Annotated in this window: 11 protein-coding genes and 2 pseudogenes; 8 read left to right on the top strand and 5 right to left on the bottom strand. The window is 68.3% G+C overall.

Annotated elements, in window-relative coordinates; all coding sequences use genetic code 11:
• The first annotated feature begins 337 nt into the window (after nt 1–337).
• Complete coding sequence (locus SSP24_RS37280) at nt 338–2812, top strand: preprotein translocase subunit SecA (protein WP_229866336.1); 2475 nt, start codon at nt 338–340, stop codon at nt 2810–2812.
• A 435-nt stretch (nt 2813–3247) separates the two neighbouring features.
• On the top strand, nt 3248–4399 hold the full coding sequence (locus tag SSP24_RS37275) for a hypothetical protein (RefSeq protein WP_141314828.1): 1152 nt from the start codon (nt 3248–3250) through the stop codon (nt 4397–4399).
• Between the two features lie 70 nt (nt 4400–4469).
• On the opposite strand, the gene SSP24_RS37270 is transcribed toward SSP24_RS37275, so the two are convergent.
• Genes SSP24_RS37270 through SSP24_RS37260 form a run of 3 tightly spaced genes read right to left on the bottom strand, consistent with a single transcriptional unit; the run spans nt 4470 to nt 7235 of the window.
• Nucleotides 4470–6059, bottom strand: a complete 1590-nt coding sequence (locus tag SSP24_RS37270) for a transglycosylase domain-containing protein (RefSeq protein ID WP_141314826.1) — start codon at nt 6057–6059, stop codon at nt 4470–4472.
• Nucleotides 6056–6700 carry a hypothetical protein gene (locus SSP24_RS37265; RefSeq protein WP_141314824.1) on the bottom strand — a complete coding sequence of 215 codons (645 nt, stop codon included), beginning with the start codon at nt 6698–6700 and terminating at the stop codon, nt 6056–6058. Before SSP24_RS37265 ends, SSP24_RS37270 begins: the two co-directional genes overlap by 4 nt.
• Nucleotides 6690–7235 carry a sigma factor-like helix-turn-helix DNA-binding protein gene (locus tag SSP24_RS37260; protein ID WP_174864785.1) on the bottom strand — a complete coding sequence of 182 codons (546 nt, stop codon included), beginning with the start codon at nt 7233–7235 and terminating at the stop codon, nt 6690–6692. The genes SSP24_RS37265 and SSP24_RS37260 overlap by 11 nt, the downstream gene beginning before the upstream one ends.
• Nucleotides 7236–7392: 157 nt before the next feature.
• On the opposite strand from SSP24_RS37260, the gene SSP24_RS37255 reads away from it, so the two are divergent.
• The 3 genes and pseudogenes from SSP24_RS37255 (at nt 7393) to SSP24_RS37245 (ending at nt 10015) form a co-directional block, all read left to right on the top strand.
• Nucleotides 7393–7905: a SigE family RNA polymerase sigma factor gene (locus tag SSP24_RS37255; protein ID WP_141314820.1), complete on the top strand. Its 513-nt coding sequence runs from the start codon at nt 7393–7395 to the stop codon at nt 7903–7905.
• A complete protein-coding gene (locus tag SSP24_RS37250; RefSeq protein WP_141314818.1) occupies nt 7895–8587 on the top strand; it encodes a hypothetical protein in 693 nt (230 codons plus the stop codon). The genes SSP24_RS37255 and SSP24_RS37250 overlap by 11 nt, the downstream gene beginning before the upstream one ends.
• 194 nt (nt 8588–8781) lie before the next feature.
• Nucleotides 8782–10015 (top strand): annotated as a pseudogene (locus SSP24_RS37245) (transposase).
• Between the two features lie 177 nt (nt 10016–10192).
• Here SSP24_RS37245 and SSP24_RS37240 read toward each other — a convergent pair.
• The gene (locus tag SSP24_RS37240; RefSeq protein ID WP_141314816.1) at nt 10193–11080 is read right to left on the bottom strand and encodes a LysR family transcriptional regulator; all 888 of its coding nucleotides are present in this window, start codon (nt 11078–11080) and stop codon (nt 10193–10195) included.
• A 126-nt stretch (nt 11081–11206) separates the two neighbouring features.
• Here SSP24_RS37240 and SSP24_RS37235 point away from each other — a divergent pair, with 126 nt between their 5' ends.
• Both SSP24_RS37235 and SSP24_RS37230 read left to right on the top strand, forming a co-directional pair.
• The gene (locus SSP24_RS37235; protein ID WP_141314814.1) at nt 11207–11713 is read left to right on the top strand and encodes a nuclear transport factor 2 family protein; all 507 of its coding nucleotides are present in this window, start codon (nt 11207–11209) and stop codon (nt 11711–11713) included.
• 641 nt (nt 11714–12354) lie between these two features.
• A pseudogene (locus SSP24_RS37230) lies at nt 12355–12657 on the top strand (glycosyltransferase family 2 protein); the annotation flags it as partial.
• A 337-nt stretch (nt 12658–12994) separates the two neighbouring features.
• Here SSP24_RS37230 and SSP24_RS37225 read toward each other — a convergent pair.
• Complete coding sequence (locus SSP24_RS37225; protein ID WP_229866335.1) at nt 12995–14605, bottom strand: ISL3 family transposase; 1611 nt, start codon at nt 14603–14605, stop codon at nt 12995–12997.
• Nucleotides 14606–14724: 119 nt separating this feature from the next.
• On the opposite strand from SSP24_RS37225, the gene SSP24_RS37220 reads away from it, so the two are divergent.
• Nucleotides 14725–14967 (top strand): transposase (locus SSP24_RS37220; RefSeq protein ID WP_174864786.1); only part of this gene is annotated, 243 nt, incomplete at its 3' end.

The following is a 14967-nucleotide window of genomic DNA, read 5'->3' as shown; positions in this document are numbered from 1 at the left end:
CCAGCCTCACCCTAACTAGCCGAAGTCAGTAACCGGCCCGTCTCCGGCTCCGCGGACTCGTCTGCGCACTGACCGCCGCCAGGTTCGGTCAAAGAGCTGGGAGTAGAAGGCGATCGAGCCTTCCAGCTCGGCGAACGCAGAACTCATGACATGGCGGTCTTCCATCCAAGATGATGCTTCATCGACAGTCGATACAGCCTCTCTCAGTTGGGACCCCCAGTCCGGCCGCCGGTCGAATCCACGAGGCGAACGGGGAGAGCGGGAGTGGATGCACCGGCTGATCGAAGCGGATCCGAACCGTTCGCTGATCGGTCCCGATATGTGGTGAGGTTGGCTCATGGGTTCCCGATCGAAGCGCCGTGAAGCGCGCAACCGGAGGCAGCGCCGTTCCGGTCCGACGTCGCCGGCGTTCGACCCGCACGCGCAAGTGATGGTGGACTCCTTGACTGCCTTGATGGCCCTCATGGCCACGTTCGCTGGCGATGATCCTGCCGCGGCGGTCGACGCAGCATTCGACAAGGCTGTCGACGAGTTCGTCGCGAAGGTAGGGCGGTTCGACGCGATCCGGCTCATCGAGGTGGCTCGTCAGCGGTTCCTGCCGATGGCGCGCGAAGGCGAGACGCCCGTCATTGCGGAGGCGGGCGCCGCGTACCTGGAACTGCTGGCGCTGGTCGCTCTCGCCGCCCGGCAAGATTCGGCGACGGCTGGTGCCCCCGCAGTCGAGGACCAGGAGATGAGCCACTTCGTCTCCGAGGCGAAGGACGAACTCGACGGGATCCTCCGCCTTGCACAGATACGGTCCTTCGCCGCCGTTGACCCGACCGATAAGCTTGCCCTCGTGTCCATGCTCATTCGTGGCGCTGAGGTATGGATGCGCAACTCGTCCTACCCGGAGATGGTCGCAACGACCAACCTGGCGCTTCTCGACGGCAACCCGAGCGTTCGCGCGGCGCTGAATGCCGAACTCGGCTTCGACGCGACCGACGCCCTGGCTGTCCTCGACGCATGCCACCACCTGCAGGAGGCTGGTCTGAATGACCGCCTCAAAGCGATGGGGGACGCAGTGCTGGACGCGATGGCCGCGGTGGAGGCGGGCCGGGCGGTCGACGGGCTGGCAGAACTCGCCAGGTCCAGTGTCATGTCGATGTTCGAGCCCGACGGCGACCAGGCCACGGTCGCGGTCGACGACGTCGTCGCGCGCACGGGCATTGCTGTTGAACGTGTGGGGGCCGTTGTCGAACGGTTCCGCCTCGACCTCGGGACGGCCAACCCTGCGGACGTCATAGATGCGTTCACCACCGGCAGGAACCCGGTGCGTAGCCGGCCGCTCGTCGTCGCTGACAACGGGCGCTTCGTGCTGCCGCACCCAGCGTTGAGCGTGTTCGCCGTCCGGGAGAACCTCGAAGAGCATCTGAAGACGTCGCCCGTATGGAGCCAGTACGCGAAGCATCGCGGAGACCTTCTCGAGTCCCGCACGCGCGACGCGCTCGACCGTGTACTCCCCGGGGCTCACTTCCGGGACGCGTTCGAGTACTACGTGCCCGCGAATGACAACGAAGCCAAAACTGCTGATCCGGCGAAGTACACCAAGCGCGTCGAGGGCGACCACCTCATCGTCCTCGACGACGTCGCCCTCATCGTGGAGGACAAGGCCGTCGCGTTGAGCGCCCTGTCCCGCGGAGGGAAGACGACACGGATCCGTACTGATCTTACCGGCATCATCACGAAAGCAGCCGAGCAGTCCGGCCGCATGCGGGATGCAATCGAGCGGGACGGTGGCCTACGTATCGAAGACGAAGGCTGGGTCGACCTCAGCCACATCCGTGAGATCCACACCATTGCCGTCAGTCTCGACGACCTCTCGACCGTCCTGACCGCCACCGCAGAGCTGGTGCGGGCCGGGCTGCTCACCCCCGACAACGTCCCCTGGACGGTTTCCCTGCACGACCTCGAGCTGATCACTGAACTCGTCGCACGTCCGGCCGAGTTTCTCCTCTACCTGCGTCGGCGCCGCAACCCTGATGTCACCGTCGTGTTCCATGCACCGGACGAACTGGACCTGTTCCTGTACTTCTTCGAGGCGGGCCTTTGGGTCGAACCCGACCCGGCACAGGTGTGTGCCGCGTTTCCGTTCCTCCCTGAGCCGACCACGGCCGAGCTGCGCCGCTACAGGGCACAGAAGCCGAGCTTCCTGACCAGCCGAACCGACGTGCTCGACAAGTGGTTTCACACCAAGGGACGTGATGACACAGGTTCGGGGTCCGCACCCAAGCCGGCGATGGTGCCCTCGCCACTCGCGCCTCTCCTCGACCAACTGCAGTCATGGAACGTCACCGGATGGCTCAGCATCGGCGCGACGCTGCTATCCCTGGCAACGCCCGCCCAGCAGAAGTTCGCGCGCCATGGTGACATCCTCCTCAGCAACCCGCGCCCGAACGGCCAGGGCCGCAGCATGACGGTGCCCGTCACGGCCAGCGTCGATCCGGCCGAAGGATGGTTGTTCGTGTGGGCGACGCGCCCAGCTGGACAGGACCCCGACGACGCCGAGAAGAGCCTCCGTGGCTACCTGCGAGCCAAGAAGCATCAGCTCGGCCTGCCGCGTGGCGTCGTCTTCCTCTACGACGAACCGACTCGCGATCTCGTCGGGGCCCTCTACGACGGACACATCGGGCCGCTCGACGCCGCGCTGACCGCCACCTTGCAGTCGTTGCGGCCTGCGTCAGAACTTCAACGCTCGATCCACCCGAACTCCAAGCGGCTACCACGCGGCACGCAGCACACTCCGAAACAGAGGCAGAAGCGAAAGCGGTAGCCCCTCGTGCCAGGGCTGCCGAACATCACAGGAAAGTCGTCTCGGCAGGCCGCCAAGCCAAGTGGCACGCGGCCAGCGCCCGTGCGCGGAGAGGCTCTGTCTCCGCAAGGAGGCGGTGCTCCGGCCGGTGTTTGCGCGGCTCGGCCTGGACGCCCCCGCGCGGCGCGCGTATGTCGGCCGGTGACTGGTGGTCTTTCTTTCTGTCCCAGCGCATACCCAGGCGGCTTCACTGATCCGGTGCTGCCCGAGCCGGTCCCGGCTCACGGCTCTGGTTCGGCCCGACGTCGGCATCATCGCGCAATCCTGACCGGCGACGCCGCCTGGCCTATCCGTGTCCCGCTGCACGATGTCAATCCGCTTGCACCGCAGGGGATGCAGACCTCATCCTGACCAGTTCGCCAGACGCATGCCTAGGAGAGGTCGGGAAGGTCGCGCATGGATATCAAGCGGTTGGAGGAACTGCAGGCCGCCGACGAACGCTCTCTGCGCTTCACGCCTCTCGGTCTGGGCCAGATGCAGCCGGAGGACGCCGCCGACTTCCAGCAGCGTGTGATCGCGGGGCTCAGGCTGGCCGACGATGTCGCTGAAACAACCCGACACAAGTTCGAGCAGCTGCGCGCCGCCCACAGCCACGGAGTGCTTTGCTACGAACTGTTCACGCTGGTGGCGGACGTGGCCCGGCTGACGCTGGAGCAAGCGTTGCGGGACCGGTTCGTCGCCCACCATGGACAGGTCGTCGAGGTCCGGGATCGCAGGAAGCACGAGCACCAGATCACGATGACCAGCTACAGCGACTTCTTCGAGCAGTACAAGAAGGTGCGCGGCGCTGAAATCCGGATGGGCGCTTCCCGGGTGTGGGAGCCGTTCAATGCCATGCTCGACGGGTTGCTGACCTGGGCCCGCCGCGAGGGCATGTTGCGCGGGCAGCGCAACCGGTCTCTGGAACCGGTTCTGCGCAGGCTGCGGAACATGGTGGCGCACGGTACCTACCACCTGACCTCTCCGGTGGAAGCTGCCAGGGAGCTTTCCGACCTTGCGGAGATCATCAATCACCTTTGGGGGTACGCGACACCGGAAGGCCGACTGTATCCGGCACCGCTCAGCCGGAGCATCATCGCCATCGGCTGGAGCGACAACGGCGAGTACACCACGGCTGGCTACGCCAGCCAGCTGGCCCAGGAAGACGAGCTGGGGAGGTTCACCTACGTCCTGGTCCGTGCCGTGTTCTGCCCGGGCGGAGTCACTGACCCGAACCTGATGGAGTTCGATGCTCGAAGTGCCAGCACCGTCTTCCCCGCCCAATACCTGTGGGGTCCTGGACCGCGTGCAGAAGCCATCGCCTGGCTGGACGACCATCAGCCTGAGCCCGATCTGTGCGACTACCTCGATCAGGTGGTCCTCGTACGCGTCAACGATGGCCACGTCTATCTGCCGATGTACCCAGGCGTGGCAGCCGGACTCCCCAGAGCTGAGCAGGACGGCACCTGGTACGCGCTCCGTGTCGACCGCGGGCTCGACGGGCTCGCCCATGTCCGTGCCATCGCCGATGCCTCCACCCGCTGTCGAGTCGCCGCCTCCCGCGCCTGAAGCTCTTCCGGCAAAGACACCACAGCTATCCCCCGAGAGGATCCGCACCCTTCGCCGTTGATACCTCTTTTCAGGAACGCAGCAGCTGTTCCCGCACCTCCTGCACGAGCGACGGCGCAAAACGCTTCGGCGCGTCGCCCAGCCGAGCGGGCCGGGCCGGCTGCTTGTCCCGCGCCGGGTACTCGGCGAACAGCGCTACCGTGACCGACAGCTCTTTGTCGGACTCCGTGTGCCAGAGGGTGCGGGTCTCCGGGCCCGTGCCCGCGCCGCCCGTGAAAGTGGTTGTGGGACTACCGGCCGGGTAGGGCACAGCTGTCTCGGGCAACGCGGAGATCGGCTTGGGGCGCATGGTGTGGAGCGTACGGCCGGCGTGCGTGACCCTTGAGACGGTGTAGGGCTTGGCATACATGCCGTTCACAGCCGTGGCCGCATACGCGGACGCCATCCGTAGCGGGGACGGCGCGGCCGTGCGGCCCAGGGATTCCAGCGGGCCGTCGCCCGTCAGATGCCCCACCGGTTTGAGCGCCGTGCCCGCCTCCACCGCGCCCGACACCGCGTCATTGAACAGCTGCTTTGCGTAGTCTGCGCCCCCGTACAGCACCCGGACCGCGCCATCCCCGGGCACCATCGCCACCACCGCCGTGTGCAGCCGCGTCCCCGTGCGGGCCGGGGGCGCCCGGCGCACCCGCTCCGCCGTCGCGTCCTGCGCCGCCAAGTCGAAGGTCGTACGAACCGTGTAGCCGCCCCGGGCCAGCTCGTCCTGGGTGATGCCAAGCCGGTCGGCGGCCTCTGCTGCGGCCACGTCGATCAAGTACTGACGCTGGCCGTCCGTGTCGCCCGGCGGATAGAAGCGGAAGGCCGGGAAGGCCACCGCGGCGCGCTCCTTGGCCGAGATCATGCCCGAGCCGCGCATCCCGTCCAGGACCCACTCCCACCGGTTCCGCAGCGCCGCGGTCACCCTCGCGTCCGCGCCCGCCCGCTCGTAGTACGACGGCAGGTTGATGACCGCCGCGAGCGCCGCTCCCTGCGCCAGGCTCAGCTCCCGCGCATCCACGCCGAAGTAGTTGCGTGCCGCCGACTGGATACCCGCCGCACCGCGGCCGAAGTACACAGTATTGAGATAGCCTTCCAGGATCTCCTCCTTGGAGCGCGTACGGTCCAGCTTGACGGCGATCAGCGCCTCGCGCACCTTGCGGCTGAGCGACTGCTCGGGGCTCAGCAGCGCGTTCTTGACGTACTGCTGGGTGATCGTCGAACCGCCCTGGCGCTGGCTGCCGCTCAGCGTGGACACAGCCGCACGGACAAGGCCGGTAGGCGAGACGCCCGAGTCGGTGCGAAAGGAACGGTTTTCCGCGGCGATCACCGAGTCCTGCACAGCGCGTGGAACCTGCGACAGCCGTACGTCCTGGCGGTCCACCGGGCCGCGCCGCCCCAGGTACTCCCCCTGGGCGTCGAGGAACACGGTGCTTTGGATCACGACCTCAGGATGCGGCTTGGGGATGACCGTCAGGTGATAGGCGACGATGACCGTGCCAAATGAAGCGAGGACGAGGACGAGTACGGCGAGGAGCACACGCCGGATCCAGCGGGCCCGGCGCCGGCGGGCGCGGAGCCGCACAGGGAGCCGGTGACGGGCCGTCACCGGCCGCTTGCCGCTCATCCGGCCACCTCACTGCGGGCGAGAACGGCACCGTCCGCGGCGTACACGGTGACGCGTATCTCCTTCGGCGCCCCTTCATCCGGGGGCAGCTGACCGGTGGCGTAGAAGGCCATCCAGCCGGGGTCACCCGCCAGGGTGAGCAGCGTGCCAGCGGGCGCGGCGGACGCCATCTCCGCCCTGACGCGGGCCGGCTGCCGCTCGCCCTGATAGATGCCGCACAGGAACAGACGGCCGTCCACAACCTCCAACCGGAGGGTGAGCGCCGGCCCGCTGCCCGGGGCAAGGCTGTGCGCACCGTTCGGCGTCGACCAGTGCCCGGCGTTCTTCGTCAGCCACAACTCCACGCCGGGCAGCGGCCGTACACGTTCGCCGGACGCGACCACCCGCACGGTCCGAGCCAGTACGGGTCTCGAGGGCGTCGCCGGCCCGGCTCCCCCGGACACGAGCGAGTCCCGCAAGGTGACGATGGCCGGCGGCGTGAGCAGCAACAGACAACCGGTCAATAGCACCGCTGCACGGTGTCTGCGGCGCCGTGCGCGTCCCTCGCGCACGATCTCGGCCAGTGGCACGGGCGGGACGTCGTCACGCATCGCCGTGCGGAACGCCTCGCGCACGTGGTTCGCGCACTCGTCAGGACTCATCGACGGGCTCCGCACGGGGACAATCGGCCAGGGCAGCGAGGCCACGCCGGGTGTAGGACGTGACGGCGCCGACCGAACAGCCCAGCATCTGGGCGATCTCCGACTCGGCCAGCCCCTCGCCATAACGCAGAACCAGCACCACACGCTGCCGGGCTGGCAGGTTCGCCAGCATTCCAAGCAGCGGCGTGCGATGACCGGCGCCGACCGAGCGGCGTCGGGCCAGGCGCAGATAGCGACGCACCAGCGTCCGCCGTACGTGGAAGTCGGCGTCCTTGCGCGGTATCCGCCGTCGGCGGGCGTACGTCTCGGCCAGCGTCGCGCGGGCAAGGTGCTCGGCCGCACGCCCGCCACCGGTCAGAAGGCGGGCGGTGCACACCAGACGGGGCCAGGCATAGGCGGCGTACGCCGCGAAATTGTCACGAGGGGAAGCCCGTTGCGATGCAGAGGGCCCAGGCGCCACGTCGATCCGCAGTTCCCACCGTTCGGGCCGGCCGGCGACGGCGGCACGGCGGCTGCGGGCTCTCGTGGTGGTCATCGTGCTCCCTGCGGTGTGCTTCCATGTGCGGCGTACGGGACCTGTACGCACGACGGAGGCGGACGGGTTGCACCAAGGACAAAAAATCCGGAGATACGGAAGGCACGGACATACACACGCCTCATAGCGAAGGGCCCGATGGAGGAAGAGCGGGGACATGACCGAGGAAGAGTTCGACGCGTTCTACGCTGCCGCGTTCCCCCGGCTGACCGGCCAGCTCTACGCCTTCACCGGCGACCACGGGGAGGCACAGGACGTCGTCCAGGAGGCGTTCGTCCGTGCCTGGGACCGACGTCGGGAATTCCTCGCCGACGGGGCACCTGAGGCCTGGATCCGCACCGTGGCCATGCGGCTCGCGGTGAGCCGCTGGCGGCGGGCAAAGCGCTGGCTGGAACTTGTGCGCCGTACCCCGCCACCGGAGGCCGCGCCAGGGCCCGACGCCGAGCACGCCCACCTGGTCGACATGGTCACCGCGCTGCGCAAACTGCCCGAGGCACAGCGGATGGCGGTGGTCCTGCATTACCTGTGCGACCTGAGTGTCGAACAGGTAGCCTCCGAGACCGGTGCCCCCGTGGGGACGGTCAAGGCGCGATTGTCCCGCGGCCGGGCAGCACTGGCACGGGAACTGGCCACCGACGACGGGGAGAGGGAGGACGACCGTGTCGGATGACCTCACCACCGGCCTACGCGAACTGGCCGCCTCGGGCCAGACACCACCGCCCGTGCCGGGCGCGGACATCCGCTACCGCGCCGCACACCGCCGGCGCCGCCGCCGCACGACCGCGGCCCTCACCGGAGCCGGCACCGTGCTGGCCCTGGCCCTCGCACTGCTGCTGCACCTCGGCGGCGTGGGCCCCGCCCAGCAGCCCCCGGCAGCAGCCCACCCGACCACCACGACAAGCCCCACGCCCAGTCCCCTGCCGGCAGCCGACGTGACGGTGGACCTCCGCCGCAAGATCATGTTCTTCGGCGGTCGAGTGTTGTTCCTGTCCCCCATGACTGGGACACCCCCCACCGGACGGATGACCGTCGTCTCCAAGACGCAGGTCAAGGAGGTGTCCGGGGCAGAACTCGGCTACAAATCCACGTCCCCGTACCAGATCTACTGGGTGATCGAACTGCGCGGTGACCACGGCACGACGGCCTACATGGGCGGCATGCACGTCGATGCGAACACACCGGACGACCAGACCCCACGCAGCGACTGGATCATCCTGCAGAACACCGACGCCAAGTCGGTGTACGGGCAGCTCCGACCAGGCTCGGTGGTGAACATCGAGACCACTGTCCCCACCGCTTCCGAAAGCCCTTCGCTGCCCTCGGCGACCCCCACCACGGCCACGGTGGGATAGACGCTGGTCGGGCTGCCGCCCGACCAGCGGACGCCTCTCCTCAGCCCCGCACACATCCAACCCGCAGCCATGACGGCACCCAGCCGGATCAATCGTGCGTTAGCCTCCGCGTTTCACTTGCGGTGGCGTCCAGATCTTGAGCGGAAACGCGAAAGTGCCTTCTGAGCTGGGATGATGACGCTTGTCTAGGGCTTCTGTCATCACAGCAGGAAGGCACTTTCTGCGTGCACACTACCGGGTCGCGTCCCAAGCTCGTCGTGTCAGCCGACGGTCGCGGAGTGGTCAGTCATGCCAGGTCCCGTCTGCTGTCCGATCTCGCCGATGCCACTGGCCTGACCACGGCCTTCACCAACGCGCTGCGCCATCTGCGACCGCCCGGCACCGGTCACGCCCCCGGCCGGATCGCAGTGGACTTGGCAGTGATGCCGGCCGACGGCGGGGAGGCGATCGCCGACCTGGCCCTGCTGCGGGACCAGACCGAGGTGTTCGGCCCGGCCGCGTCCAATCCCACCGCGTGGCGACTGCTGGCGGGCATCGATCCGGCCGCACTCGGCGCTCTGCGCGCGGCCCGTGCCGCCGCCCGCGAGGTCGCCTGGCTGCAAGCCGACGAGAGGCGGGAGGCAATACCGGCCTCCCGCGCAGGCGGACGCGAACCGCCAGGTCTGGTCCTGGACATCGACGCCACCCTGTCACCTGCCACTCTGAGAAGGAGCACCCGGCACCGACCTACAAACACGGCTTCGGCTACCACCCGCTGCTGTGCTTCCTCGACAACACCGGCGAGGCCCTGTCCGACCTGCTGCGGCCCCGCAACGCCGCGGCCAACACCGCCGATGACCACATCACCGTGCTCGACACCGCGCTCGCCCAGTTCCCCGACGCCCACCACCACGGCACCAACATCCTCATCCGCGCGGACAGCGCCGGATCCACCAAAGCGTTCCTGGACCACATACGCGCCCTGCGCTCACGCGGGATCCACACATCCTTCTCCGTCGCATCGTCCATCACTGAACCGGTCCGCCGAGCCATACGCCAGCTGCCCCACCAGGTCTGGCAGCCTGCCCTCAAACAGGACGGCACCCTGCGGCAAGGCGCGCAGGTCGCCGAGCTCACCGGCCTGGTCGACCTACTGGGCCTGCCCGAAGACACTCGGATCATCGTCCGCCGCGAGCGCCCGCATCCCGGGCGCCCAGCTGTCCCTGACCGCCCTCGACCTGCTCGCCTGGACTCGCCTCCTGCTGCTGGAAGGCGAACTCCCAGCCGCCGAGCCGAAGAAGCTCCGCTACCGGCTGCCGCACGCAGCTGGCCGCATCACTCGCGGCGGACGCCGCATGCACCTGCGGATCGCCGCGACCTGGCCCTGGCGAAACGAGCTGACCAGCGCATTCGCCCGCCTAACGGCGGCTGCCACGGCCAGCCACCTGAACGTCGGCACCGTCCCTGCACGCCCACGACCCGAGGAACCATGGAGAAACCGACCCGCGCGTCGGGCCTCGACCATGCCCGCCCGGCAGCCAACGATGAGAAACCCCACTTCACAGCCATCACTCCAGCTCAGCCACCCGAAGCGAAACGGGGAGGCTAGTGCTGCGGGCCCACCCCTCACGCGTGGCCGTGGGCCAGAGCGGCCGCGGCTTCGGCGAACGCGCGGACGCGAGCGGTGCTCCGGTCGGCTGCCCATATCAGGCCCCACGCCAACGGCGGGGCATCGCTGACGGGGATGTACGTGATGTCAGGGCGCACGTAGTAGCGCCGGGCGTGTGCGCCGACGGGAAGGGCCCCCTGCCCCGCTCCGACGAGGGTGAGTGCTTCCTGGAAGGTCCCGGCCGTCGGGCCGGGAGCGGTGAGCGGGGCGCCAGGTGTTCGGTCCGCATGCTGCGGCGGTATGGCGGCCTGATCTGGCAGTTGTATCAAGCGGACGCGTGCCAGATCCTCGGCCAAGATGCTGCTTCGGTGGGCGAAGGGGTGAATAGCGGGGACAGCGAGCATCCGTGCCTCGCGTACCAGGACCAGGCCACTGGCGATGTCGGGCTCGCTGACGGGGAGGGCGCTCAGCGCGAGGTCGATCTCCCCCGAGCGCAGCCACGGCAGCAGCTGACCTGCCTGTGCCTCTCGGATACGCACGTCGCAGTCGGGCGCCCGGTCGCGGAAGACCTGCGTCGCGCCGACCAGGAGCTGTGCGGCTGCCGCGCTTAGGAAAGCGACGTCCAAGGTGCCGGACAGGCCCCGTCCCGCCTCGATCGCCCGCTGCAGCGCTGTACCCATGCCCTCCCAGGCAGGACGCAGCTCTTCCTGCAGCTGCCGCCCTACAGCTGTGAGCGCGACCCGCCGGCTGGTGCGGCGGAACAGAGGTACGCCCACCCTCCGCTCCAGCTTGCGGATGGTCTGGCTGATGCGAGCGGTGGACACGTGCAGACGCTCGGCGGTGCGCCCGAAGTGCAACTCGTCCGCGAGTGTCAGGAACGCTTCCACCTCGTGCCGCTCGATCACGCACCCCTCCCCGTCGTTAAGTCTGAGTTCACAATCATTGCGCAGACGGCCATTGGTCGCCAGCGATCACGGCGGCAGAGTGGATCACGTCGAACACGACGTCTCTCATTTACCGGAGGACACACCATGGACACCGCTGCTCAGTACGCCCTGGCCGCGCAGCCCGGCGACACCGCTGCGATCGTCGCAGAACTGCGCGACCGCGCCGAGATCACCGACGCCCTCTACCGGTTCGCCCTCGGCCAGGACCTGAAGGACCGCGAGCTGCTCGCCTCGGCCTTCACCACCGATGCGGAGCTGGACTTCCGGGCCGCGGCGCGCTGGGGCGGCAAGCCGCCGCTGATGATCGGCAGGGACACCATCGTCAGCACCATCCTGGCCACGTTCACCGGCCGGATGGACACCACGCACCAGGTCACCAACCCGCGCATCACCATCGACGGGAATACGGCCCGGCTGACCGCACTGGTCGAGGCGCAACACCTGCTCACCGACGACCCCGGCACGCACGCCCTGCTCAAGAACCCCTACACGGTCGACCTAGTACGCGAGGGTAGCCGCTGGCTCATCTGGCGGATGCGCATCGACAACACCTGGCTCACCGGTGATCCCGTCGCCATTTTCGGCGCCTGACCAACGGGACAGCCGGCCGTCCCGGCCGACGGCGGCCGAGGCCGTGCGGCGAAGTACCAGGCAGCGGGTGTCGGCTGCCGGGAACGATGTGACGCCTGACCCGCAACACCAAGTGCGCGGGCCCCGAGGAGTGACCTGGGCAGCCGGGCCGTTTCTGGTGGGCCACTTACGCTCACGAATCACGTGATTCATGTCAGGTCGCGATGTGGTGTGAGAGGAGCCCGCCTTTGTTCTCGCCTCCGTACCGTCCCGCGCACCACCACGACGATCTCAGCACCTGCAGCGCGGCCTGCGACCTCCCCCGTCACCGGGACGTACACACCCGAGACAAAGGCTAGGGATTCTACCCAGGGCTATGCGCAGCAGCGCTCCCCATACTTCAACGAGGCGCCTCGCAAGCCCTGAGGCGGTTGTGTGATCGGCCTTGTGGATCGCTGTGAACCAGCTTCAGCCTGCCCCTCCCGTTGTTCAGCCCACCCCGCCGAACGCGGGGCCTGAGAGCACCACCCGGCCGCTGGGCTGCGCCGGGCCGCCGCGGCCGCACAAACACATGGTGGGGCTCTTGCATACGAGGTCCACCCGTCTATCAGGCAGCGAATGAGGCGATACGGGGGAGATATCCCGTCGACAAAGGGGGAAACGTGACCGTCACGCAGCCTGATGTGACTGTGCTCATCGGGGCGTACGAAGCGATGCCATACCTGGTCGAGTGCCTGGCATCCGTCGAGGCACAGACCATCGGCCCGGAGCGCATCGAGGTCATCGCCGTCGACGACAGTTCGACGGACGGCACAGGGGAGTGCCTGGAGGAGTTCACCGCCCGCGTGCCGATGCCGGTGACCGTGATCCGGCAGGAGAACTCCGGGGGCCGCAGCGGCCCGCGCAACATCGGCCTGGGCAAGGCAACCGGGCGTTACGTCTTCTTCCTGGACGCCGACGACCGGGCGTAGATGTCGGCCAGATGGCAGACGGCGCGCTGTGTCACCTGTGCCGTCCGCGTCGGGCTGCGCGCGCCGTGCGCCGATCCTGCCGTGGTGGGGCGAGCGCCACCGAGGATGACCTCACGCTGCGTACACGAAGTGGCCGCCAGCGGGGAAACTAACCTCGCGCTTTCATGAAGCGGGCTGTCCGATAGGCGGTCAGGCAAGCAGAAAGTGCCTCTGACCAGCGAGAATGAGGATTGTCTAGGTCCTTGTGTCGGCGGCGGCTGAATCGTGGTTCTGGATCACTTTCAGTGCCGGGGCCACGGAGGGCTCACCACAACCGCGATCATGAACGTCCTCACGCCGCGAGGAGGACCCGCTTGCGGAGCAGGTCGAAGTTGGCGCGGCCGAACATCTGCCGCTTGATCATCTTGATCTTGTTGTTGTGGCCTTCGACGGCGCCGGAGCTGTAGCGGAGGCTGAGCCCGGCGACGGCGGCGTCGAGGTCCTGGCCGAGGCCGTTGACGAAGCCGTGCAGGGCGGGCAGATCGTCAGCCTGCACGCGTTCTATCCACTGACCGAGGTCGTGGCCCCGGCGGTCGTTCATCAACTCGGCGAAGGCGCGGACGTGTTCGGCAGTTCGGTCGAGGGCGGGGCAGCGGGCGAGAATCTGCTTGAGCTGCTGGGCCTGGTCGTCGTGGAGGCGGTCGGGGTGGCGGGTGATCCAGCTGGTCACGTCGCGCACGGACGGCGCTTTGCGGGGCGGATCGTCGTGCGGGAAGGTTTCGCGGAGCCGTTGGACGTACCTCTTCACCACGCTCTCGCCGCCGGGATAGCCGCGCTTGCGGACTTCCTCGAACAGGCGGCGGGCGATGGTGCAGCCCTCCGCCCACCGCTGATGGAGGTAGGGCTTGTAGGGGTCGAGGATGCTGGTGCGGCCGGTCCACCGTCCGACCAGGAGCTCGTCCGCGGTGGCTGTGTTGGCGAGGCGGCGGACGGTGTTGCGGGCCAGGCCCAGTTGGCGGGCGATCGGCCACAGGCCGAGCCCCTCGTCCAGCAGGGCGTGGACGGCCGCGTGCTGTTCGCGTACCCGGTCGGACAGACGGCCTGACTGCCGTGGTTCATCCGGGGAAGGCGGCACAGGCTCCGGGCTGTCCAGGGGCTGGGCGGCGCGGACTGGGGCAGTGTTCTCCGGCTCGCGCAGTAGGGCGCGGTCCTGGATGACGGTCTTTTCGACTGCCTCGGTCAGGTTTTTCCAGATGTGCCACCGGTCCGCGACGTGGATTGCGTCCGGGGCGCCGAGTCGTCCGGCCTCGGCGTATGCGGTGGACCGGTCTCGGCAGATCACCTCGACGCCGGGGTGGTCGGCGAGCCAGGCGGCCACCGTCGCCGTGGCCCGGTCGGGCAGTAGATCGATGGGACGGCGGGTGTCGATGTCCACCAGGATCGTGCCGTAGTTGTGTCCCTTGCGCAGGGCGAACTCGTCCACCCCGAGCACCCGCGGCGTGTGCACTTCGGGTTCCGGGAGGCGGCGTATCAGTCGCAGGAGCGTCGACCGGCTCGTCCGGACCGCAAGCGTGTTCGCCAGGCGGGCGCCGGCCCTGCCCGCCAGCATCGCCGCTACCTGTTGCAGCACCGTCTGCAGCCCGGTGCTTCGCCTCCCGTGCCGGAAGGTGAGTCCGTCGACCTGCTCGGCGAAGGTGGTCTGCCGGCAGGCGCGGTCGCGGCAGCGGAACCGCCGGACCTGTAACTCGATCACCACGGGACGCCCGGCGACTGCCGTGTCGGCGAGGCGGCGTCCGTATCGGCTGTGCACTCGGCCCGACGTCGTCCCGCAGGCGGGACATGCGGCCCGCTCCGCCGATGCGCGGGCCCGCACGATCACCAACTCGCCGTCGACCGCTGCTTTTTCGATCATTACGCCTTCGACCTGGTGGGACCACAGGTCCTGGAGGAACACATCACCCACGGATGTTCATGATCGCGGTTGTGGTGGCCCTCCGTGGCCCCGGCACTGAAAGTGATCCAGAACCAGGGTTCGGCCGTCGCCAAGACCTTGTCCCCGCTGAATCCAAAGGCACTTTCCAGGTGAAGAAGCCTACCGGCTCCTACCCTCATGTCCGTGTCCGGGAGGACGGCCGTGCCGTGGTCTCGCAGGCCGGTTCGGTCCTGCTGGTTGAAACTGTCCGCAAGACCGGCCTTGACCAGGCCATATCCGCCGTCCTCGCCCCGTGGCGGAAGTCCCGAGCCGTCCACGACCCCGGCAAGATACTTGTGGACCTTGCGCTGGCGGTCGCGCTCGGCGGGGACTGCCTCGCCGACATCGCTCTG

Origin of the sequence: Streptomyces spinoverrucosus (genome assembly GCF_006539505.1) — a bacterium.
Taxonomy (GTDB): domain Bacteria; phylum Actinomycetota; class Actinomycetes; order Streptomycetales; family Streptomycetaceae; genus Streptomyces; species Streptomyces spinoverrucosus.
This window is presented reverse-complemented; position numbering and strand designations above follow the sequence as displayed.